Genomic DNA, 23,475 nt, shown 5'->3' with positions numbered 1-23,475 from the left:
TAAGTCAGTAATTTGTGTAGGGCTTCACCGATGCTTTTGTCGGATCACGCTATGATTGCCACCCCCAAGGATTCAGGATCAAGGACACGTCATGCGCATCGGTTTTCTGTCACCCCTGGCACTGGCTCTGCTGGCCGGTATTTCCCTACAGGCCCAGGCCAGCTCCGACGATTCGTGCTACCCCGACTGGCGGGTCTCGCGTGACAGCCTGGACCCGTGCAACAACCTGCCGTTCCTCAGCCCAGGCAATGACAGCCGGGCCAACCTGCGCTTGCTGCTGGCTGACAAAAAGGCCGCGCCGTTGGCGCCCAAGGCGCTGAGCGAAGATGACCTGTCCCAGGGTTTCGGCCCGGTGCCGTTTCCGGTGTATCGCCTGGCCGCTGCCTCCAGCGCAGAGACAGAACCCGACTCGGACGATTCGCCTACCGCCGAGCTCGACACCCTGCTGACTTCCCTGGGGGTCAAGCGCGAGGAGTACAAAACCGCCGGCGAAGCGTTCCTCAGTGGCGAGGGCAGCCGCTGCCGCAGCAACGACGATGACAGCGCCACGGCGTTTATCCGCCAAGTGGTCAAGGCCGACATACCGGCGACCGAGCGCGCGCTGCTGGCCAAAGCGCGACTGCAACTGCTCACCACCTGCACCTGGGATGGCCCGGTGATCGCCGAGCCGCAGCAGATCCAGTCCGCCAACGGCCAACTGTTTCGCACCTACCTGCAAGCCGCCGCTGATTTCTACAGCGGCCGCTTCGCCGAGGCCGCGCAAGGCTTTGCTGGCGTCGGCAATGCCCAATCGCCGTGGTTGAAGGAAGCGGCGCTGTACATGACCGCCCGCACAGCGCTCAACCAGGCCCAGGCCGACACCTATGACGAAGACGGCGTGCCGCACCTGGACCGTGTGGATAAGCCCGCACTGGCCACGGCCGAGCAGGGCTTCAACGCCTACCTGAAGACTTATCCACAGGGCGAATACGCGGCCTCGGCCCACGGGCTGCTGCGCCGGGTGTACTGGCTGGCCGACGACAACACCAAGCTCGCCGACGCGTTCGCCTGGGCACTGACGGCCACCGACGAGCAGCGCAATGTGTCTGAGGATGAGCTGGTAGAAGAAGCCGACCTCAAGCTGTTGATGGTCAACAGCGATACCGTCAAGACCCCGATGATCCAGCTCGTCAGCGACCTGATGGTGATGCGCGGCGGCAACCAGCCGGCCCTCAGCCGCGCAGACCTCGAGAAGCAAAAGGCCGCGTTCGCCAGCGAGCCAGCGCTCTATGAGTACTTGCTGGCAGTGTGCGCGCTGTACATCGAGCATCAACCGGACGCCGCCTTGAAGCAGTTGCCGCAGAGCGTGCCGTCGAACCTGAACTACTTCGCTTTCAGCCAGCAGACCCTGCGCGCCCTGGCCCTGGAAGCCAAGCAAGACTGGAAAGGCGCCGAGGCCTTGTGGCTGCAACTGTTGCCACTGGCAAAACTGCCGCTGCAACGCGACCAGCTGGAGTTGGCACTGGCCATGAACTACGAGCGCAGCGGCCAGTTGGCCAAGGTGTTCGCCAGCGATTCGCCGATCAGTGCCAGGCAGGTGCGCTACATCCTGCTGCGCAACGTCGCCGGGCCTGAACTGCTGCGCCAGCAGATCGCCCAGGCGAGCGATCCGCTGGAACGCCAGACCGCGCAATTCGTGCTGCTCTACAAAGACCTGCTGCACGGCCAGTTCGCCACGTTCGCCGAGGACCTCAAGCAGCTGCCGGCCCAGGCCCCCGAGGACAAGCTGGGCACCAGCCTGGGTTATGTCTACAGCGCCAGCCAGACGCTTAAGCTGTTCCAGTGGAACGGCGACAAGGCCGAATCCGGCTACGCCTGCCCGAGCATCGCGCAAACCGCAGCGACCTTGCAGACCGAGGCGAAGAACCCCCAGGCCCTGAACTGCTTCGGCGAATTCATCCTGCGCAACGGCCTGGACGGCATGCCTCTGGAGCAGGCCCGCGCGGCCGGCAGCCTGGGCAGCACCGCCTCAGACTTCAAGGGTGAAACCTTCTCGCGGCTCAACGGTTACAAGCAGGTCATCGGCAACGCCAAGGCGCCCAAAAACGACAAGGCCTACGCGCTGTTCCGCGCCATCAACTGCTACGCGCCGGCCGGCTACAACAGTTGCGGCGGCCAGGACGTCGAACCCGCCGTGCGCAAAGCCTGGTTCCGCCAGCTGAAAAGTGGTTTCGCCGACACCCAGTGGGGCAAATCGCTGCAGTACTACTGGTGAAACGCCTGTGGCTGGGCCTGCTGTTGCTGGCAAGCCCGGCATTCGGCGCCGTCGATGCCCGTGACTATGACGCCTTCTGGCTGTGGAGCGGCGTCACGCCACAGCCGGTACTCAAGCAGGCCAAGACCCTGTACATCCTCCAGGGCCAGATCAACTCCACCCGCCGCGCGCCCCAGCGCGGTGTGCAACTGATCGCCCAAGGCATCAGCGTACCGCGCCTCACCCGCGGCGAAGTCTGGGTGGTCTACCGCGCCCACACCCTGCACTGGCCCGAACAGATCTACACCCAGCTGCTCGGCCAGGTACAACGTTGGCGCGACGCAGGCAACCCCGTGGTCGGCATCCAGATCGACTTCGACGCCCGCACCCAATACCTGCACGAATACGCCGACTTCCTGCGCGACCTGCGCCAACGCCTGCCCTTTGAGCTGCGCCTGAGCATCACCGGCCTGATGGACTGGAGCAGCAACGCCGACCCCGCCGCCATCGCCCAGCTCAAGGGCGTGGTGGACGAAGTGGTGGTGCAGACGTACCAGGGACGCCAGAGCATCCCGGATTACGCGGCGTATTTGCCACGGATGAACCGGATGGGGCTGCCGTTCAAGATCGGCTTGATACAGGGTGGGGAGTGGGAGGCGCCTGGGTATTTGCAGGGGAGTGAGTGGTTTCGGGGGTATGTGGTGTTTTTGCAAAACCGTTGACATGAGTGTCAACCCTGTGCAAGAAAGTGTCCTCTGTCCGCGGACAGAGGACACTCGCTTTTGGAGCCCCATGAAAAGTCAAGACATCGTCATCCTGTTCAAACTGATCAGCCTGGAACTACAGGCCAAAGGGGAGCGCGTAAAAAAACGAGTGTTCTCTGTGGAAAAAGAGAGCGCGAGCCTCGGGTTTCAAAATCTTCCGGATTACATTCAAAACTTCGAAACTGTTCAACTTTCGTCAATTGATGACTGGCGGGGCTGGGATGGAATAGACGAAGACTTTGAAGGACACAGCTCACAAACCTATTCTGTGAGATCGCTGTCCTCAGCGTTGGGCCTAAGCAAAACAGAGGTTTCCTCATCCCTGAATCGTTGCAGGGAAATTGGCTTGATCTATACGAGCCACACCGACGGAATTCCTCTGGTAAGAAGCAAGGCACTGCTTGATTTAGTCACGTACAGCATTCGCTATATTTTCCCGGTTAAACCAGGCCCTATCGTTCGCGGTATTCCGACAGCCTTCGCCGCGCCAGTCCTGGCGGGAAAAGTAATGAGCGGCGGCGACCTCATTCCCGTCTGGCCGGACGCATATGGAAAGAGCAAAGGCCAAGAAATAACGCCTTTGTATAAGACCGTCCCCGGCGCAGTGAAAAAAGATGAGCTGCTTTATCATTTCCTGGCACTCGTCGATGCCATCCGCATTGGCGGGCCGCGCGAAGCCAAGGTGGCCGATGCCATGCTGCGGGAGTGGATCTTGTGACGTCCAACAGAACCATGATGCTGCAAATGCTTGAAGAGGTCGCTGAGGCGTTGGGTGATGAGCTGCGTGAACAAGTCGCTTTTGTCGGCGGATGCACCACTGTTTTACTCATCACCGACGAATACACCCTTGAATCAATTCGCGGCACGGATGACGTGGACCTGGTCATTCATCTGACAGGCACGCCTGACTGGTATCGGTTGGAAGAAAACCTGAAACCCAGAGGCTTCAAAAATACCGGCCAGGACTCCGTCACCTGTCGTTTACGACTCGGCGGTTTGAAAGTGGATTTCATGCCGACCGATGCAAAAGTATTGGGGTTTTCAAATACGTGGTTTGTCGGCGGGCTAGAAAACTCCATCGACTACACACTCCCCAAAGGAACACGTATCAAGATATTTGCGGCACCATGGTTTCTCGCCGCAAAACTTCAGGCGTATCAGGGCCGAGGTCATGACGACGTACTGATGTCCAATGACATCGAAGACATCATCGCTTTGCTGGACGGCAGGGAAGAACTTATCGAAGAAGTGAAGCGAGCGCCTTTTGAGCTCCGACATTTCGTGAGCAATCAATTCACCGCATTGATAAGACTGTCAGCGTTTCAGGACGTCATCCAAAGCAGCGCTCAGGACGCTGATCGGGAAACGTTGATTTACGAGCGCCTGAAGACGCTCGTGGGATTGGGAGTGACCGCTTGATCCTACAGTTGAGCCTCAGTCAGCAAGGAACTGAAAGAACCGAAAACCGCGATGTCATCGGTTCGGCTCAAAGCACAGGAGCGTATCTCCACGTGATCGCTGATGGCACTTCCAAGCCAGCCAGTGGCGAATTGGCGCGAGCCTTGACTCATTATCTGCTTGAGTCGTTTTCTCGCGCAGAACCGACAGTTACATCATGCCCAGACAAAGCGACTGAATGGGTACTCCACGCACTGGGAGAGGCGCACTCAAACCTTTGCCCAGGTTTTCCATTGGCCTCCACCAGCTACCTTGTGTTGCTGGTGATGGGTCAAACGGCCATTACGATCCACGCTGGTGACTGTTGCCTTGGCTATCTGGGAAAAGATCAGCGCATGATTTGGCTAACTTCACCCCATTGCGGCCCCAACTGGAAAGGAGACCTGAGCCACGCAGTCATCGCCGAAAGCTCCTCCCGCAAAACACTGCTCAACTGCATGAGTTATCGCAGGCCCCATGAGCCAGCGGTTAACTTCGTGGAAACGGTTAGGGGGACGACTTGGATTCTGGCAACAGATGGATTTTGGGCCGAACTGTCAGCCGCAGACCAGCTCAAAGCCATTGCAGGGCAAACCCTGGACGGTTGCTCAACAGAAGACGATGTCACCTTCATGCTTTTGCAGTCTTAGAAGAAACAGGTACGCAAGGCAAGAAGGCGCAGAGGATCAGCCCTGGGGCTAGGCTTCGCGGATTTTCGATACCGACATCAGAAAAGCTCACAGGAAATAATCGGCCTGAAAGCTTAACGATCATGGCTTACCAAAGATGATTGCAGCAAAAATCAAGAACAGTCCTACATCGGATAGTCCAATTTTCAGCGCTGAGCCTGCACCAGCGGATACACCGACTCCCAGCCCCCACCCAGCGCTTTATACAACCCCACCATCGCCAACGACACCCCGGTAGAACTCTCCACCCACTGCTCCTGCGTGGCCAGCAGCGCACTTTGCACCGTGAGTACGTTGACGAAATCCACCACGCCCTCGACGTACTGATGCTGCGCGGTGGTCAGGGCGATCTGGTTCTGGCGCACGGCTTCGGCCAGGCTGTCGCGGCGTAATTGGCTGGCGTTGTAGCGGGTCAGTTGATCGTCGATCTCATGCCAGGCGCGCAGCACGGTTTGCTGATAAGCCAGCGCCGCTTCCTGTTGCTGGGCTTCGCGCAGGTTCAACATGCCTTGCAGGCGCCCGCCGTTGAACAGAGGCAGGCTCAATTGCGGGCCGAAGGCAAACGCACGGGAGCCCCAGGAGCCGAAATCCGACAGTTGCATGGCCTGGGAGCCGAGGCTGCCGGACAAGGTGATGCGCGGGTAAAAGTCGCCCTTGGCCACACCGATGCTGGCGGTCGCGGCGTGCAGGCGGGCCTCGGCCTGGCGGATGTCCGGGCGGCGCTCGGCGAGTTCCGAGGGCAGGCCGATGGCGACCTGGCGTTGGGTCTGCGGCACCGCAGCATCCTTGGACAATTGTGCATGCAGGGCTTGCGGCGGCTCACCCATCAACAGGCTGAGGGCGTTGATCAACTGGTCCTGGTGCTGTTGCAAATCCGGCAGGCGCGCTTCGATGGCCGCGACCTGGGCGGCGGCTTCGGCCACGTCCAGGTCGGTGGCCACGCCGTCGGCCAGGCGCAGTTGCGAGAGCTTGAGGCTGTGGCGAGCGACGTCGAGGTTTTGCTCGGTGACAGCACGGGTATTTTGCACGCCGCGCAGTTGGATGTAGTCCTGGGCGGTCTCGGCCAGCACCGACAGCAAGACGGCGCGACGGTCGTTTTCGGCGACTTGTAGGGTGGCGTCGGCGGCTTCGGTTTCGCGTTTGACCCGCCCCCAGAAATCCAGCTCCCAGGAGGCGGAGAAGCCTGCGTCCCATTGGTTGAACGCCGAACGGCCGTTCTCGCCGGAGGGGTCGTTCAAACCTTCGCCGCTATTGCGTTTGCGCTGGTAAGCCCCTGTTGCATCGACACGGGGGTAACGCTCGGCGGTCGTCACCTGGCGCACGGCGCGACTTTGTTGCAAGCGACTGCTGGCCAGTTTCAGGTCGAGGTTATCGGTGAGGGCACGACGCGTCAGGGCCGAGAGTTGCTCGTCGTGGAACACGTCCCACCAGCGCTCCTCCAGCGGGCCGGTGACTGCGCGGCTGGCGGCCTGACGACCTTGGGGCTCATTCCATTGCGTGACGTGAGGGCCCTGGGGCCGTTGGAAATCCGGGCCGACGGTGCAGGCGCCCAGGCTGAGCAGGCTTAAGGTGAGCCAGGCAAACGATCTCATTGCTGGGCCACCTCACGCGGCTGCGTGACCGGCTGGGTGTCGACGCTGGCTTCCACCGACATGCCGACCCGCAGGCGCTCGGTCAGCGGCTGATTCGGTTCGAGGACGATCTTCACCGGGATGCGCTGCACCACCTTGGTGAAGTTACCGGTGGCGTTATCCGGTTTGACCGAGGCGAACGTCACCCCGGTCGCAGGCGCCAGGCTTTCCAGGTGGCCGTTGAGCAACTCGCCGTCGAGGCTGTCGACACGTACCTGCACGGCTTGGCCAGCGTGCATATGGTAAAGCTGGGTTTCCTGGAAGTTGGCCACCACGTAGGCCTCGGCCAACGGCACCACCGCGAGGATCTTGCTGCCCGGCGTCACATAGGCGCCCACCCGCACCGCGCGCTCGCCGACCATGCCATCCACCGGCGCGACGATGCGCGTGTAGGACAGCTGATAGCTGGCCATTTCCAACGCGGCCTGGGCGCGCTTGAGCCCCCCCTCGGCGGCGTCGCGCTGGGCCGTGAGGATTTCCACCTGCTTGCGTTCGGCCGCCAGCACCGCCGTGGCACTGGCCAGGCGTGCGTTGGCCTGGTCAATACGGGTCTTGGCTTGCTGGGCGTTCTGCACAGTACCCGCGCCCACGCCGGCGAGGTGGTTGTAGCGGTTCAGTTCGTGTTCGGCGAAGGCCACTTCGGCACGGTCTGCCGCCACGGTGGCCTGGGCCTGGGCGATCACCGAGCTTTGACGTTCCAGGGTCGCACTGGCGTTTTTCAGCTGGGCCTGGGCGACCAAAGTGTCGGCATCGGCGGCCTGGGCGGCGGCGCGAAAATCACGGTCGTCGATCAGCGCCAGCAACTGGCCGGCCTTGACGCGCTGGTTGTCTTCCACCAGCACCTCCTTGATAAAGCCGGCCACGCGCGGCGCCACCAGGGTGAAGTCGGCGGCAACGAAGGCGTCGTTGGTGGCCTGGCGCTTGTTGCCCAGTAGCCCCGGCGCGACCAGGTACACCAACACGCCGACGGCGAATACGGCGATGACAGAGACGGCTATTTTGTCTTTGCGTTTCATGAGAAGTCCTTGTGGCTAGGTCGGTGCGCGAGGCGGAAAAATCCGCGTGGGCATCCAGAAAATCAGCAGGATCAACGCCGCCGCAACAGCGGCCATGACGTAATAGAGATCCGAAGACGTGAGCACTACGGCCTGCTCGTGCAGGCGGTGGGCAAGCCCCGACGCGTCGCCATCGGCCAGGGGCGAGTTGCCCAGGCGGTCCACCAGCATGGTCGAGTGAAAGTGCAGGCGCTGGGTGGTCAGTGCATCCAGCACGCCGGTGGCAATCACGGCGGCCAGGCCTTTGACGGTGTTGAACCAGGCCGAGGCAAACGGCCCATCCGCCGGTTGGATGCTGCCGGTGGAGAGCATCAGCAACGGCAACACCGCCATGGGCTGCCCGAAGATTTGCAGCAGGTACAGGCCGTAGAAGTCGTCGCGAATCCACGCCGAGGTCAAGTGCGTGCTGCCCAGGCAGGACAGCACCAACATGCCCAGCCCGATGCCCAGCACCCAGCGGCAATCGACCCAACGCAGGTTGCACAACGCTGCCACCAGCGGCAGCGCAATCAATTGCGGCAGTGCCATCAGCAGCATCAGCGGCGCGGTTTGCAGGGGCCGATAACCCTGGACCTGGGCGAGGAAACTCGACGGGATGATGATCACCGAGGTCAGCACCATCAACACCCCGGCCAGCACGATCAGGGCAAACGACAGGTTGCGCAGGCCAAGCATCTGCAATTTGAAGAACGGTATTGGCTGCGACCATTCATTGAGCAGGAACAGCACCAGCAACACCGTGCCGCCACACAGCAGGAAGGTGATCAGGCCCGACTCGAACCAGTCCAGGCGATTGCCCTGCAACAGGCCGATCACCAGCATGCAGATCGCCGGGAACCCCAGCAGCAGGCCGCGCCAGTTGAACTGCTTGAGGCGCTCCAGGCGCAGCGGGTCTTGTGGCAGGCCGTAGGCCACGGCGGCCATCGCCAGCAGGCACGGCCCGACGATCTGCCAGAACGCCCACTGCCAGCCGACATACTCGGTCCACAGCGCCGCCAACGGCGTGCCCAGGCTCGGGCCGAACGTGGCGGTGAGCGCGTAACCGGCCAAGCCATACAGCTTGACGTTGGCCGGCAGGAAGCGCAGCGCCACGGTCATCAGCATCGGCGGCAACGCCCCACCCGCCAGGCCTTGGACGGTGCGCAGCAGCAGCAGGCTTTGGTAGTTCGGCGCGAAGGGGCACAGGATGCCCAGCACAGTGAACAGAGCGATCGCGCACAGGGTGAAACGGCGCAGGGAAAACGTCACCGAACACCAAGGCGCGAAGGCCATGGCCGACACGGAAGTGGCGGTGTAGGCGGCGACCAGCCAGGTGCCTTCATCAAAACCGATGTACAGCGCACCGCGAATATCCGCGAGGGCCACCTTGGTGACCATCTCGTTGAGACCGGACACCAGCACCGCCAGCAACACGCCGACCAGGCCGATGATGATGCGCGGGCCAAATACAGGCGGGGTGATGGCCGTGGGTTTGGCTGCGGCCGCAAGGGAGGGGGCAGCGAGGGAAGTCATGTACAGGTAACTCGGGATTAGAAATACCCGAGCAGTTTAATCAGGCACATCCATGACAAAAAGTTACATGTTGGCAGGGTATAAGTGCACCAGGCGCAATCCTTAATTCACCACAGAACCCTTGTGGGAGGGGGCTTGCCCCCGATTGCTGTGCCAGATACAGATTTTCTATCTGATCCACCGCAATCGGGGGCAAGCCCCCTCCCACATTTGACTGTGCATGACGTACAAATCAGGTCGGCTGCGCTTCCAACCAAGTGGCGTGGCAACTTTCGCGCATCGTCTCGCGCAGCCATTTGTGGGCCGGGTCTTTGTCGAAGCGCGGATGCCAGGATTGAGCCAGGACCAGGGTCGGCAACGAAATCGGCAAGGCGAATGCACGCAGCGGCAATTTCAAGCGATTGGCGCTGTAGAGCGCTTCCTTGGGCACCGGCAGGATCAGGTCGGAGTCGGGCAGCATGAACATCGCACCATGAAAGCCTGGGGCGATCATCGCCACGCGGCGCTCCAGGCCCTGGGCATTCAGGGCGGTGTCGATCGGCCCGCGAGCGATGCCGCGCCGGGAAATGCTGATATGGGAATAACTGGCGAAACGCGCAGCGGTGATGTCTTCATCGAACAACGGGTGGTCTTCCCGCGCCAGGCCGACGAAGGTGGTGGAGAACAGGTTCTGCACCTTGACCTCGGGACTGGAGGGCATGGTATTGCTCACCCGCAGGTCCAGGCGCCCTTCGCGCAGCGCTTCGTCGTCGGTGTCGCCTTCCGGCACGAAGCACAGCTCGCACAGGGGGGCCATGCGCTCCATGGTGTCGAACAGGCGTCCGCCGTATACGCCGATGAAGAAGTCATTGGCACGCACGCTGAAACGGCGGCGCAGGGTGCTCAAGTCCACTTGGTCCGCCGAACGAAACAACAGCGCCGCCTGCTCCACCACATTGCGCACTTGGCCTTGCAGTTCCAGCGCCTTGGGCGTCGGCACCAGGCCGCGCCCGGCACGCACCAGGATCGGATCACCCACTGCCTCGCGAATGCGCGTGAGCGTGCGACTCATGGCCGCCGGGCTGAGGTTCATCCGCCGAGCGGCGCCCACCACGCTGCCCTCGTCGAGCAAAGCGTCGAGGGCGACCAGCAGGTTCATGTCTGGTAGTTGCATGCCAAGCACTCGTGGTCAGTCGGGAGTGAACTGGCCGCAATCGTAGCAGCATGGGCGTATCAGCGCTGCATGCCCCAGCGTTTCACGGTGAGCCGCTCGAAGGTGTCGAACACCAGGTTTTCCACTAACAACCCGATCAGGATCACCACCGCCAACCCGGCAAATACCTTGTCGGTGTACAGCTCATTGCGGTTCTGGAAGATGTACCAGCCCAGCCCCCCCTTGCCGCTTGTTGCACCAAACACCAACTCGGCAGCGATCAACGTGCGCCAGGCGAATGCCCAGCCGATCTTGAGGCCGGCGAGAATCGACGGCAGCGCTGCCGGGATCAGGATGAACAGCACAAAGCGCATGCCCTTGAGGCCATAGTTGCGGCCGGCCATGCGCAGGGTTTCGGAAACGCCGAGGAACCCCGAATAGGTGTTGAGCGCCAGAGCCCACAACACCGAATGCACCAGCACGAAGATCAGGCTGTTCTGGCCCAGGCCGAACCACAGCAGCGCCAGCGGTAACAGGGCAATGGCCGGCAAGGGGTTGAACATTGAGGTCAGGGTGCTCAGCAGGTCGCGCCCCAATTGCGTCGACACCGCGAGAGTGGTCAAGGCAAACGCCAGCACGATGCCGATCAGGTAGCCCTTGATCAGTACCACCAGCGAGATGCTCACCTTGCTCAGCAGTTCGCCACTGAGCAGGCCGTCATAGAGCGCGTGAAAGGTCTGCAGGAAACTCGGCAGCAACAGGTCGTTGTTCTGGTAGCGCGCGACGGCTTCCCACAGGATCGCGAGCACGATCAGGATCAGGCCCTTGCGCAGCCAGCCTTGTTGCCACAGGCGTTGGCGCAGGGGCAGTTCGCGTTCCACGGGGACGCTGAGCAGCGGCTCAAGGGTAATTTCGTATTCCTGGCGCATTGGGCTGCCCTCTTAGTAAGCGATGCGGATGTCGGCGAAACCCAACTCACGTTCGGCCTCGGGCGCTTCATCGAACAGCAGGCGATGAATGCGCCGCGCCGACGCCTGGAATTCCACGCCGCCGAGGCTGTGCAGGTTGTATTGATGGCTATGGATTTCCGCGCGCACGCGCCCGGGATGGGGGGACAGCAATAGGATGCGATTGCCCACCACCAGGGCTTCTTCGATGGAGTGGGTGACGAACAGCAGGGTGAAACGCACCTCCTCCCACAGCAGCAACAATTCTTCCTGCATCTTGCGCCGGGTCAGGGCGTCGAGGGCGGCGAAGGGTTCGTCCATCAGCAGGATCTTCGGCTGCATGGCCAGAGCGCGAGCGATGGCCACGCGGGCTTTCATACCGCCGGAAAGCGTATGCGGGTAAGCGTCGGCAAAGGCGCTGAGGCCGACTTTGTCGAGGTAGTGCAACGCCCGCTCTTCGGCTTCGCGACGCGGTAGCGTTTTCGACGCCAGCAGCGGAAACATCACGTTCTGCTTGACGGTTTTCCACGGCGGCAACTGGTCGAACTCCTGGAACACCACGATGCGGTCAGGGCCCGGCTGTTCGACCTTTTGCCCCAGCAGGCGAATTTCACCTTCGCAGGGTTTGATAAACCCCGCGATGGACTTGAGCAAGGTAGATTTGCCGCAGCCCGACGGGCCGAGCAACACGTAGCGGTCGGCCGGGTCGATCTCGAAACTGACCTGGTGCGTGGCCCGCACCACGCGCTCGGGAGTACGGTATTCCAGGCTGACGTTGTCCACCGCGAGCAACGGAGCGGTGGTATGCAGGTTGCTGGCCGTGTGGCCTTGCAAGAGCGCGTTCATCTCAACTTCCTTGCAGGGGCTTGGCGTCCTGGAAGAAGTAGTCCTTCCACGATTCCGGCTTGTTCTTGATGGCGCCGACGCGGTAGAGGAATTCCGCCAGCGGGTAGGTATTTTTCGGTGTAACGCTGAACTCGAACTGCGGGTTGTCGATGATTTTCAGCAGTTCGGTACGGTCGATCTTGGCCTTAGTCACGCGGATGTAGGTGTCGGCAGCGGCACCTTTGTCGTTCTGGGCAAACTGCGCGGCTTCGGTCAACGCCTCGACAAACGCCTTGTAGGTCTTGGGGTTGTCGTTGCGGAATTTTTCGGTGGCGAACAGCACGGTCGGCGAATTCGGCCCCAGCAGGTCATAGGTGTTCAACACCACATGCACGTTGGGGTTGGCCAGCGCCTGGTCCTGGAACGGCGGGTTAGAGAAGTGCCCGGTCAACTCGGTACCGCCGGCAATCAACGCAGCGGTGGCGTCAGGGTGCGGGACGGCAACGGTGTACTTGTCGAGGCGATTGAATTCCTTGTCGCCCCACTGCTTGGCGGCGGCGTATTGCAGGAAACGCGACTGTACCGAAACACCCACGGCCGGCACGGCGATGCGATCTTTGTCGGTGAAGTCGGCGATAGTCTTGACCTTGGGGTTGTTGCTCACCAGGTAGTACGGGAAGTTGCCCAGGGACGCCACGGCCTTGACGTTCTGTTTGCCGTGGGTACGGTCCCAGATGGTCAGCAGTGGGCCAACGCCAGCACCGGCGATATCGATAGAGCCAGAGAGCAGCGCGTCGTTGACCGCCGCGCCGCCGGACAGCTGGGTCCAATCGACCTTGATGTCGAGGCCTTCCTGCTTGCCGTATTTTTCGATCAGGTTCTGGTCGCGCACCACGTTAAGCAGCAGGTAGACGATACCGAACTGTTCGGCAATGCGGATCTCGCCTTCGGCCTGGGCAGCCGTCGGAGCAACCAGGCTGCCCGCCAACAGACTGACACCAAGGCCGACGGTCGCCGCCAGCCGTGCAAATGGAATGTTCCTGGACATGGTCATGCTCCGAATCAGAAAGGCGCGTCGCCCTGGATGGTGGTGCGGTACAGCTTGCGGCGTAGATGGCTGGGGCAGCCGGCGGCCAGGTGGATCAACGAACGGTTGTCCCAGAACACCAGGTCGTGGGGCTGCCATTGGTGGCGGTAGATATTTTCCGGCAGCACGCTATGGGCGTAGAGCTGGGCCAGCAAATCGCGGCTTTCGTCCTCCGGCAAACCGACGATGTGCGTGGTGAAGCCTTCACTGACGAACAGGGCCTTGCGGCCGTTTTCCGGGTGGGTGCGTACGATCGGGTGCACCACTTGCGCGACCTGGGCGAGCTGCTCAGGTGTCAGCGTCGGCCGCCAGTTACCTTCGAACTTGGTCTCGCTGTAGCGCGCGGTGTAGGAATGCGCAGCACTGCGGCCTTCGACAGCTGCACGCAAGTGCCCAGGCAGTTGGTCCCAGGCTTTGTGCATGTCGGCAAACAGGGTGTCACCGCCTTCGGCAGGCAGCTCCTGGGCGTGCAGCATCGAGCCGAGGCTGGGCAGCTCCTTATAGGACAGGTCCGAATGCCAGAATTTACCCGCGTCGCCCAGGCCGATGGATTGGCCGTTTTCGATGATGTTGGAGACGATCAGGATTTCCGGATGGTTGGCCAGCAGGAACTGTTTGAGCACGTGAATCTGCAACACGCCGAAGCGGCGACTGAAGTCGATCTGCTGTTGGGGGGTGATACGTTGGTCGCGGAACACGACGACATGGTGCTCCAGGTGCGCGCGGTGGATGCGGGCGAAGTCCTGGTCGTTGACCGGACGCGACAGGTCCAGGCCGACGATCTCGGCGCCTACGCTGCCGGGTAATGGGCGGACCTCGAAATGCTGGGTAGTAGGGGTCACTGTTGGAACAGTAGAGGCGGCGGACATGAGTTCACTCCCGGTCGGACAGGAGAGTGACTTTATAGATATAAGAACGACATTTTAAATACCATTAGTGAATATCGATAGACAGGAATGTACCGTCGAAAACCCGCCGGCAGCGAAGGCCAACGAATAGACCAGAGCAACGCAGCATCCCGTCCGCGCCCTCTGTAAGATGCCGCAAAAATACACTGTGAGTGCCGTGATCAGCGTGTTTAGCCGCTTACAAGCCGAAAACCTTGCCCGTTTGACAAGCCTGTAGGCAGGCTCTAGTGTGCATTGGATCCAATTAGCCATCCCTCTTCTAAGAAGGAGCAAAGCGTAGCCGTGACGCAGAAGCCGAACCCTTTGAGCAGCATTAAGGTCAGCGGGCCTATTCCCGCTCATCTTGCTCGTTCAGTCATTGAAGAAACCTTGCGCAATGCCATCCTTGATGGTCGATTGCCATGCGGTACCGCCATGCGCCAGCAAGAGCTGGCCAGCCTGTTCGGGGTCAGCCGCATGCCCGTGCGCGAGGCATTGCGTCAGTTGGAGGCACAGTCGCTGTTGCATGTGGTGACGCACAAAGGCGCGGTGGTGGCGCCGTTGATCGAAGACAATTCAGCTGAAACCTACGCCCTGCGCATGCTGCTGGAATCCGAGGCGCTGCGCTTGTCGATCCCCCTGCTCACCGACGCCGACATTGCCGAGGCCGAGGCCTGCATCAATGCCTTGGAGCGTGAGAAGGACTACACCAAGATTGGGCGCCTCAACCGCCTGTTCCACATGGCCCTGTACGGCAAGGCACCGAATCAACGGCTACTCAAGTTGGTCGAGCATGGCTTGAATGAAGAGGAACGCTTCCTGCGCTTCAACCTCGAGGCGATGGGGCTGGGCGAGACCTCCCAGGAAGATCACCGCGAACTGCTGAAGCTGGTGGCACAGAAGAAGATCGACGAAAGCATCCTGACACTGCGTAATCACTTGATGCGCGGGATGGAGGTAATCGCCACCTACCTCAAGGGCCTTGAAGCGCCCCACTCGTAAGGTTTTCCAGCACCTCGCCTGCCCCCTATGCACTGCGGGGCTCGCTTCCCATCGGGGAGCGTCCCGCGCCGGCACTTCTTAGCCGGAACAACACGCGCCTATTAACGCTGGGACATGAAACTTCCCACCCTTGATAAAACAACTTACCCACAATAAATACCGCCCCCAGATAAGCAACTAATACACTTATAAGCTTATCCAGGCACTCAATCGGCTTATTGTCTTTCGCCAATAAAAAACCACTTCATCCGGCCACGTAACTCCGCGCCTGCAGGCGGGGCTTGGCCAAACGCTACCTATCTACTTCCAAGCCGTAAACGCCCCCCTGTGTTCAGAGCAGTCGCAACAACTTATAGGCATCAACCATGCATCACACGTTACTTGAGCAAAAAAAACTGCAGTTATGCAGCCATCCGTTATTTGAAGAAATAACTTCACTCAACAAGTTACAACTTTTTATGAAAAGCCATGTGTTTGCGGTATGGGACTTCATGACGCTCACCAAACGCCTTCAACAAGACTTGACCTGTACGCAGTTGCCCTGGCTTCCCCCCATCGACCCGCAAGCCGCCCGCCTGATCAATGAGATTGTGCTGGGCGAGGAATCGGACGAGCGCCTGGGACAAGGTCATTGCAGCCACTTCGAGTTATACCGCGACGCCATGGTCGAAGTGGACGCCAGCACCGCCGCCATTGACACCTTCATTACGCTGCAACGCCAGGGCATGAAGGCCAATACCGCGTTGCAACACATCGACGTGCTACCTGGCGTAGCCCGTTTCGTCGAGAGTACGCTGTACATTGCCTTGAACGCACCGACCCATTGTGTGGCAGCCGCCTTCCTGCATGGCCGCGAAAGCGTCATCCCGTTCATGTTCGAACGCCTGCTGCGGGGTAGCGAGGTCATCCATCGCCGAGCGCCCACCCTGGGCTATTACCTCCACCGTCACATTGAGCTGGATACCCAAGGCCATGAGCCAGGGGCGCAACAGTTGCTTCAACGCCTGGTCGGCGCAGACCCACGCCGCCAGGCGCAGGCCGCTGAAACCGCGCTCCGGGCCGTGGAAAACCGCATGACCCTCTGGGACGACGTGCTGGCCTCGTTGCAAACGGTGCGCCCATGAACATCGCCAACTACCGCTCCATCGCCGAAGACTGGGAGCGTCGAGCAACCATTCGCACACGCCCTCGCCGCCAAATGGAAAACGACGACAAGCTGATCTATCCGCTGTGCCGCCAGCCATTGGCGCTCTGTGCGACCTTTCTCGAACATTGCCCGCAATGGCGCGACTTTGTGCTGGTGCAAAGCTTCTACAAATTCATCAACGATGTGGTGATTTTCGAAACCGAGATCGTCGACAAGACCGCTCGCCGCATTGCCAAGAACCGCTTCGCCCTGCCCTTCCCCCTCGTGTGCCGCTACGACGCGATGACTGTCGTGGTCGATGAGGATTACCACGCCCTGGTGGCATTGGATTTCCTCCAACAGACCGTGGCGATGACCGGCATACAACCGCTCGATCTGCCACGGGAAATCGAGCTGAGCTGTGCCTTGCCAGCGGCGCTGGCACAGGCCCCGGCGCACCTGCACGACGCCGTGGAACTGATCGGCGTGGCCATCGCCGAAAATACCGTCACCCAGGACGTCGCCGCGTTTTCCAACGACGAGAGCGTCAAGTCATCTGTCCGCGGACTGATGGCCGACCACCTGTTTGACGAAGGGCGCCACGCACAGTTCTGGACACGCTTGGTGCGCCTCTATTGGGAGGCGGCCACCGTGGATGATCGCGACGGTATTGCCCGAGCCCTGCCGACGTTCCTGGCGCACTACCTGACCCATGACCTGCAGAAAGCCTTCGACCTTCAACTGATTGACCATCTGGACGTCAGCGCCAGTACTCGCGGTGCATTGAGGGCCGAGATAGAAGCACTGGACTTTCCCATCACCCGCCAACATCCGCTGATCGCCAACATCATGGGGTTCCTGCACCACAGTGGGCTGCTGCAGACACCGAGCATCGCCCAGGCGCTGGACGATTATCTGTTGCTGGCCGGGAGAGCGGCATGAGGCGCCTGACGATTGGCTGGGGCGGTGTCAGTACCGCATTGGGTACGGTGAGGCAGGTGCTGGAGCAATACGGACATCGGTCTGGCGATGAAATGACTGACCTGGTGATCGAAGACGGCAGCCAGCCCTTGCCTCTCCATTTGCACGAAACCCCACGCATCAGCTTGCGCCTGGGCATAGGCCCTGTGGGCGACAACGGTTTGCCCGCGCTGCAGTTACGCGGCTATGAGAACAACCGGCGCCTGATCGCTGCGATTGATCTTGCTGAAGAACCCAGCGGAAACGGTCAACGATTGCGCAGGCAGGCCACGAACGCGCTGTTGGAATGGGTGGCCTTGCACGTCAGCAGCCTCGCGCGCGACCCTGGGCATCTTGCGAGCGAAGCCTGCGCCAACACGTGGCCCGAGCAAGGCTTGCAAGCGCTGGAGACGCTGGCGTACCTGCATCGGTTTAATCGCACAGCGGCGCCAGCCCTGTTGCAGGCCGCCCAAGTGCCGATGATCGAGCGGTTGCGGGCCAGCCTTCTCGCCTTTGCCGAGCGGCCCGCCCTGAACATTGCGGGCAACGTGGTGACTTACCGGCAGTTACAGGTTCGAGCGTCAGCCATCCAGCAACAGCTTGGCCCACTGCTGGAGAGCCGTGCGGCGCCAGCGGTAGTTGGCGTTTGCCTGGAAAAATCCACCGCGCTGTATGCCAGTATTCTTGCCGTGCTGGGCTGTGGCGCGGTGTACCTGCCGCTCACATCGGACCATCCACCGCAACGCCAGCAAGCCATGCTGGAAAGTGCTGGCGCCCAGGTATTACTGGACGACGGCCAGCATCCGCTGCGGGAGCGCTTCGTGGCACTGGACGTGAGCACCGTCAGCCAGCCAGATACCTCCCACCCCTTGGGTGTCCGGCATCCCGACATCCATGCCCCGTGCATGGTGCTCTTCACCTCGGGCACCACCGGCCGGCCCAAGGGTGTACTGCTCAGCCAAGGTAACCTCGCCCACTTCACCGCCTGGTTTGGCAGCTGCATGGAGTTGAGCGAACAAAGTCGCGTACTGCAATTTGCCTCGTTGAATTTCGATGCGTCGCTGATGGACATTTTCCCCGGCCTGATCGCCGGTGCGCAGTTGTTCGTCCCCAGCGAGGCACAGCGGCGCGATCCACAACAACTGGTGGAGTTGATCCGCCAAGAGCGCATCAGTCATGCGTTCCTGCCGCCGGCACTGCTCAGCATTCTGCCATTGGCGCAACCGTTGGGCCTTTCGCACCTGCTCACTGGCGGTGATGCCTGCGAGCCGTATGTGATCGAACAATTGGCCGGGCAGTGCCAGTTGCATAACCTCTACGGACCGACCGAAGCCACTGTGCTGGTCACCCATCGAACCTTGCAACCCGCCGATGGCAACCGCAACCTGGGCCGCCCGATCGCCAACAGCCAAGTGCTGATCCTCGACGAGCACCTGCAACCCGTGGACGAGCAGGTGATGGGCGAACTGTACATCGTCGGCCCCGGGGTCGGCCTGGGGTACCTGGACGCAACGCAGGCACATGACGATCCTTTCATCGAGCTGGCGTTGCCGAGTGGGGAAACCCTGCGGGCTTACCGAAGTGGCGATCTTGCGAAGTGGACCGCCGACGGTATCGAGCTGGGCGGGCGACGAGATGCACAGGTGAAGATCCGCGGGGTGCGGGTCGAGCCCCAGGAAATCGAGGAGTACCTGCGTAACAGCCGACTGTTCCGCCAGGTGGCGGTGGTGATTGATGGTGAGCGCAGGATCCGCAGCATTGTCGCTCAGCCGGAGCCAGGCGCCACGATGGCCGACCTGAAGCAGCATGCACAACAGTGGTTGCCGGATTACCTGCAACCCGACGTGTGGACCGAGTTGCCCAACCTGCCGTACTCCAGCAACGGCAAAATCGATCGCCAGGCGTTGCTGGCGTTGCCCGTTCAACCTGCGTCGAATACCAAGGGCCAGGCAGCGCAGACGCCCTTGCAAATGCAGCTGGCGGAACTATGGAGTGAACTGTTGCGGTTACCCGTGGAGGCGTTCTCGATGGATGACAGCTTCTTCAACCTGGGTGGCCATTCCATCCTGTTATCGACGCTGCTGCTGCGGATGCGTGAGCAACTCGGCCGCAGCCTGCCCTTGAATCGCTTCTTTGAAATGCCGACGATTCGCACCCTCGCACTGCTGATGGAGGACGCTGTGCTACCGGATGCCCCGTGCGGCCAGGCGGTCCGGGATGCGTTGCGAGACCCGATGATCGAGGTGCTGTCCGATGAACGCATGGGTGATCCGCGCAAAGTGATCGTTACAGGCGCCAACAGCTTTATCGGCGTGCATATCGTCGAGGCCCTGCTGGCTGGCGGTGCAACAGAGGTCGCCTGCCTGGTGCGTGAACTGCCAGGCCAACCGGCAGCGACGCGGTTCGCCCAGGCGTTGAGTGAGTATCGCCTGGAACATTTGGACCTGAGCCGAGTACAGGTGTACGCCGCAGACATCAGTCAGCCTCGCCTGGGCCTGACGGGTGAGGTGTATGAGTCTCTGGCCCAGGACTATGGCGCTCTGGTGCACAACGCGGCGCAGGTCAATCACGTGATGGATTATGCCTCGCTGGCAAAACACAACGTCGAGCCAGTGCTGGAGTGCCTGCGCCTGTGTGAGACCCGCTGCAAGAAGGTCCTCAGTTTCATCTCGACACTGTCGGCATGCAGCAGTATCGACGCCCGTGGGCATGTGCTCGAAACGCCAGCCGCGGCGACCCCGCCGATCTACCTCAAGAATGGCTATAACTTGTCCAAATGGGTCGCCGAGCGGCTATTGGCGCACGCGACGACACAAGGTGCCTGGGTCAACATTCATCGTCCGGGAAATATCAGTTTCAACAGCCGCAACGGTGTTTGCCAGCCACAGAAAAATCGCTTGATGCTGATGCTCAAGGGGTCGTTGCAACTGGGGCTGGTCCCACGCCTGGAGGTGAACTTCGACCTGATGCCCGTGGACTTTTTCGCCCAATTTCTCGCATTCCACTGCGGCCGTTTTGATGCCGGGCTTAACGTATTCAACCTGCACAACCCTCAGCCATTGAGCTGGGATCATTACCTCGATGCGTTCAGCCAGGTGGGCTACCGGTTTGAGCGTGTCAGCGTTGCGCACTGGCAGCGTGCGCTGCGAACGGTGGGCCCTGAAAACGCGTTATTTGGCGTGCTGGGCTTTTACCTGGAGGGGCTGGATGAAGACATCGGCGATACCTTAATGATCCGTCATGACAACGCCCGTGCGGGCATAGAGAAAATGGGCACGCAGTATCCCGACAAGAACTCGGCGCTGCTGCGCAAGGGCTGTGACTACCTCAAGGCCATCGGCTTTCTCTGAACTGCTTCAGGACCCCCTCATGAAACCGCTGCAACCCGATACATTGATCCGCAACCCCCAAGGCACACCCGTGGTGGCGTCTGTCATCGTCAACCGCGAGGCGGCTCGCCTGTGGGACGTGGTGGGTCACTTTGCAGGCTTTGATGCCTTCATTCCGGCCCTGTCGCACATCGAGATGACCGGTGTTGGCGTGGGTGCTTTGCGCACGAAGTATTTTCACGATGGCCACTGCGTCGTGGAGCAACTCAATAGCCATGACGATACGGCGATGTGCATGACCTGGACCACGATCTACAACACCCTCGGCGTGGCCCATTTGTGGGCAGCGATGAGTGTGGAGGCCCTCGACGCTGGAAGCGCACGGGCGACCTGGACCCTGATTGGCGAACCCATCGAGATGCCGCAGGCTGAGTTTGAAGGGTTTATCCAAGGGTTCGCCGACAGCGCACTGGAGAACGTGCGCCAGATGCTCGGCTAAGCAATAGGAGCGAGAAGCCTCGCTCCGATGCCATCAAGGTCAGATCTTGAAGCTGTCGACCAATTGCTTCAAGCGGCTGGCCTGCTGGGACAGTGCATCGCAATCCTTCAACGTTTCGTTGAGATTGGCCACGCCTTGTTGGTTCAGCAGATTGATCTGATTGATGTCGACGTTGAGGGTTTCCACAACAGCGGTCTGCTCTTCGGTGGCGGCGGCGACCGATTGGTTCATGCCGTCGATTTCAACGATGCGCTGCGTCACGCTGATCAGGCGCTCACCCGCCTGGTTAGCCACTTCGACACTCTCTTCGCTGGAGGTCTGGCTGGCGTTCATGGTGGTCACCGCCTCACGCGAGCCCACTTGCAACGAAGTGATCATTTTGTGGATCTCCTCCGCGGACTCCTGGGTCCGGTGGGCAAGGTTGCGCACCTCATCGGCAACCACGGCAAATCCACGACCGGCTTCCCCGGCACGCGCCGCTTCGATCGCAGCGTTGAGCGCGAGCAGATTGGTCTGTTGGGAGATGCCTTTGATCACATCGAGAATGTGGCCGATGTTGTCGGTGCTCGCGTTCAGGGTTTCGATCTGGGTGCAGGACTGGCTAATTTTTTGCGACAGTTCCGACATCGCCAGGATGGTTTGCTCCACTACTTTGCGCCCATCGTCAGCCTGCTCGCTGGCACCGCTGGCGTGCTGCGAAGCATCGGCGGCGTTACGTGCGATTTCCTGGGTGGCGGCCCCCAGCTCGTTAATGGCGGCCGCGACGCTGTTGGTCCGCGCGCTCTGCTCGTCGGAGCCGATGATCGAGGCGTTGGAGGACGCCATCACACGCTGGGACAGGTCATGCACCTGGCGCGTCGCCGAAGACACTTCGGAGATGGAGGCATGGATACGCTCGACGAATTGGTTGAATGCACTGCCTACCTCGCCAAACTCGTCCTTGCTGGTGACGTCCAGCCGACGGGTCAGGTCGCCTTCGCCCTGGGCGATATCCTGCATGGCAACCCCCATGGTAGTCAGGGGCCGCAGCAAGACTTGGATCAGCAGGCTCAAGAGCACCGCGATCGCCACCACCGCAATCAGCATGGCAATCAACGCTGATGTACGGAATTTACCCAACGGGGCGTAGGCCTTGTCCTTATCGATCGACAGGCCAATGTACCAGTCTGCGCCTGGCAAGCCGCCGATAGGGGTGAACGCCAAAATGCGATCCTGCCCATTGAGTACCACGTCCTGACTGGTCTTTTCGATACGTACGCCGGTGCCAGGGTAGATGTCCTTGAGGTTCTTCATCACTTGGTCCTGGTCGGGACTGACGATGACCTGGCCGTCGCCGCTGACCAGGAACGCATGGCCGATGCCGCCAAAGTCCACCGAGTTGATAATCTTGACCAGGGTTTGCAGGCTCAGGTCACCGCCGACCACGCCCAGCAGTTCACCGTTCTTTTTCACCGGCATGGCGATGGTCACGATCTGCCCACCCACCGCCGCCATGTAGGGAGGGGTCAGCATAGTCTTATCGGCAGCCACGGCTTGTTTGTACCAAGGCCGCTGGCGCGGGTCGTAACCATCGGGCATTTTCGCGTCCGGGCGCTGTGTGAACACGCCGTTGGTCTGACCGACATAAGTGAACTGGAAGTTTGCAGTGAGCGCAGGTTGGTCGACCAAACCCGGGAGGTCCGCACCACTGCCTTGATGGGCAATGTTTTGCGCCAGGTTTTCGAGTACGAGTATTCGCCCACTCAGCCAGTTCTGCACACTGCTGGCGGTAAGTTCACCGGATTGCTGGATGGACGATTCCAGGTTTTGCTTGATGGTGCTGCGCTGCAGGTAGTCGTTGTAGAGCGTGAATAACGCGAAGGCCAGAACCACGACGCCTGACGCGGCCAACAGAATTTTATGACTGAACTTAAGATTCATTTCATCGACTTCTTTTGCCAAAAGGGTGGGCGTGCCGAGTGGAACATTCCATGTACGGTATAGGCGGACTCTCGGTTCGCTCTATTTCGGTGCACGCATGGCTCGTCAGGCTTTCGGCCAAATGGAGTGAAATCTTAAGCCTTTGTGCGAAACTTCCTCTTTTTGAGTGTGAAACCGACCAGTGGTAGCCAGCTAGCCCGTTGTTGCGAACCCCATTCGCAATATGAACGCTTGCGCGAAGCTCACCACTACAACGAATGAGCTTGGCCGCGGATGCAGGGGATGCGCTCGGGACGGGCCTATTATTTTCCCCATAAACGACAAAACCCCTGTCTGCGCAAGCAAACAGGGGTTTCGGAATTCAATCTTGACGATGACCTACTCTCACATGGGGAAACCCCACACTACCATCGGCGATGCATCGTTTCACTACTGAGTTC

Annotated in this window: 19 protein-coding genes and 1 rRNA gene; 10 read left to right on the top strand and 10 right to left on the bottom strand. The window is 60.6% G+C overall.

The features are described from left to right. Positions 1–91 precede the first annotated feature (91 nt). The 5 genes from AC1Q6I_RS23765 (at position 92) to AC1Q6I_RS23745 (ending at position 5,084) form a co-directional block, all read left to right on the top strand. A complete protein-coding gene (locus AC1Q6I_RS23765; protein ID WP_102625068.1) occupies positions 92–2,254 on the top strand; it encodes a PA5441 family protein in 2,163 nt (720 codons plus the stop codon). Further along, complete coding sequence (locus tag AC1Q6I_RS23760; protein ID WP_102625069.1) at positions 2,251–2,955, top strand: DUF3142 domain-containing protein; 705 nt, start codon at positions 2,251–2,253, stop codon at positions 2,953–2,955. The genes AC1Q6I_RS23765 and AC1Q6I_RS23760 overlap by 4 nt, the downstream gene beginning before the upstream one ends. Positions 2,956–3,025: 70 nt before the next feature. After that, a complete protein-coding gene (locus AC1Q6I_RS23755) occupies positions 3,026–3,715 on the top strand; it encodes a hypothetical protein (protein ID WP_102625070.1) in 690 nt (229 codons plus the stop codon). A 17-nt stretch (positions 3,716–3,732) separates the two neighbouring features. Beyond that, the gene (locus AC1Q6I_RS23750; RefSeq protein ID WP_081329274.1) at positions 3,733–4,416 is read left to right on the top strand and encodes a hypothetical protein; all 684 of its coding nucleotides are present in this window, start codon (positions 3,733–3,735) and stop codon (positions 4,414–4,416) included. Further along, positions 4,413–5,084, top strand: coding sequence for a PP2C family protein-serine/threonine phosphatase (locus tag AC1Q6I_RS23745; RefSeq protein WP_102625071.1), 672 nt, complete (start codon positions 4,413–4,415; stop codon positions 5,082–5,084). The genes AC1Q6I_RS23750 and AC1Q6I_RS23745 overlap by 4 nt, the downstream gene beginning before the upstream one ends. A gap of 185 nt (positions 5,085–5,269) precedes the next feature. On the opposite strand, the gene AC1Q6I_RS23740 is transcribed toward AC1Q6I_RS23745, so the two are convergent. From AC1Q6I_RS23740 to AC1Q6I_RS23705, 8 genes are all read right to left on the bottom strand, one after another. Further along, a complete protein-coding gene (locus tag AC1Q6I_RS23740) occupies positions 5,270–6,715 on the bottom strand; it encodes an efflux transporter outer membrane subunit (RefSeq protein WP_102625072.1) in 1,446 nt (481 codons plus the stop codon). After that, complete coding sequence (locus AC1Q6I_RS23735; protein ID WP_024072672.1) at positions 6,712–7,770, bottom strand: HlyD family secretion protein; 1,059 nt, start codon at positions 7,768–7,770, stop codon at positions 6,712–6,714. Before AC1Q6I_RS23735 ends, AC1Q6I_RS23740 begins: the two co-directional genes overlap by 4 nt. Before the next feature lie 15 nt (positions 7,771–7,785). Continuing rightward, entirely contained in the window at positions 7,786–9,321 is a 1,536-nt protein-coding gene (locus tag AC1Q6I_RS23730; protein ID WP_102625073.1) for an MFS transporter, read from the bottom strand. 232 nt (positions 9,322–9,553) lie between these two features. Further along, the gene (locus AC1Q6I_RS23725) at positions 9,554–10,474 is read right to left on the bottom strand and encodes a LysR family transcriptional regulator (protein WP_069074975.1); all 921 of its coding nucleotides are present in this window, start codon (positions 10,472–10,474) and stop codon (positions 9,554–9,556) included. 59 nt (positions 10,475–10,533) lie between these two features. Beyond that, positions 10,534–11,382, bottom strand: a complete 849-nt coding sequence (locus tag AC1Q6I_RS23720; RefSeq protein ID WP_012721565.1) for an ABC transporter permease — start codon at positions 11,380–11,382, stop codon at positions 10,534–10,536. A 12-nt stretch (positions 11,383–11,394) separates the two neighbouring features. Then, positions 11,395–12,246, bottom strand: coding sequence for an ABC transporter ATP-binding protein (locus tag AC1Q6I_RS23715; protein WP_024072669.1), 852 nt, complete (start codon positions 12,244–12,246; stop codon positions 11,395–11,397). Between the two features lies 1 nt (position 12,247). Then, a complete protein-coding gene (locus tag AC1Q6I_RS23710; protein WP_041160807.1) occupies positions 12,248–13,273 on the bottom strand; it encodes an ABC transporter substrate-binding protein in 1,026 nt (341 codons plus the stop codon). A 14-nt stretch (positions 13,274–13,287) separates the two neighbouring features. Continuing rightward, entirely contained in the window at positions 13,288–14,181 is an 894-nt protein-coding gene (locus AC1Q6I_RS23705) for a TauD/TfdA dioxygenase family protein (protein ID WP_069074977.1), read from the bottom strand. A gap of 321 nt (positions 14,182–14,502) precedes the next feature. On the opposite strand from AC1Q6I_RS23705, the gene AC1Q6I_RS23700 reads away from it, so the two are divergent. The 5 genes from AC1Q6I_RS23700 (at position 14,503) to AC1Q6I_RS23680 (ending at position 21,115) form a co-directional block, all read left to right on the top strand. Further along, the gene (locus AC1Q6I_RS23700) at positions 14,503–15,201 is read left to right on the top strand and encodes a GntR family transcriptional regulator (protein ID WP_024072666.1); all 699 of its coding nucleotides are present in this window, start codon (positions 14,503–14,505) and stop codon (positions 15,199–15,201) included. A 365-nt stretch (positions 15,202–15,566) separates the two neighbouring features. Further along, entirely contained in the window at positions 15,567–16,325 is a 759-nt protein-coding gene (locus AC1Q6I_RS23695; protein ID WP_102625074.1) for a DUF3050 domain-containing protein, read from the top strand. Further along, positions 16,322–17,269, top strand: coding sequence for a diiron oxygenase (locus AC1Q6I_RS23690; protein ID WP_102625075.1), 948 nt, complete (start codon positions 16,322–16,324; stop codon positions 17,267–17,269). Before AC1Q6I_RS23695 ends, AC1Q6I_RS23690 begins: the two co-directional genes overlap by 4 nt. Next, entirely contained in the window at positions 17,266–20,637 is a 3,372-nt protein-coding gene (locus tag AC1Q6I_RS23685) for an amino acid adenylation domain-containing protein (RefSeq protein WP_102625076.1), read from the top strand. Before AC1Q6I_RS23690 ends, AC1Q6I_RS23685 begins: the two co-directional genes overlap by 4 nt. A 19-nt stretch (positions 20,638–20,656) precedes the next feature. Beyond that, on the top strand, positions 20,657–21,115 hold the full coding sequence (locus AC1Q6I_RS23680) for an SRPBCC family protein (RefSeq protein ID WP_102625077.1): 459 nt from the start codon (positions 20,657–20,659) through the stop codon (positions 21,113–21,115). A 39-nt stretch (positions 21,116–21,154) separates the two neighbouring features. Here AC1Q6I_RS23680 and AC1Q6I_RS23675 read toward each other — a convergent pair whose 3' ends face one another. Next, positions 21,155–23,035 carry a methyl-accepting chemotaxis protein gene (locus AC1Q6I_RS23675; RefSeq protein WP_024072661.1) on the bottom strand — a complete coding sequence of 627 codons (1,881 nt, stop codon included), beginning with the start codon at positions 23,033–23,035 and terminating at the stop codon, positions 21,155–21,157. 365 nt (positions 23,036–23,400) lie between these two features. Further along, positions 23,401–23,475: ribosomal RNA gene (gene rrf / locus AC1Q6I_RS23670) — 5S ribosomal RNA — on the bottom strand; the annotation flags it as partial.

The organism is Pseudomonas sp. MPR-R2A5, from assembly GCF_058793055.1.
Note: the sequence above shows the minus strand (reverse complement) of the source record. Positions and strands in the feature narration are given on the sequence as shown.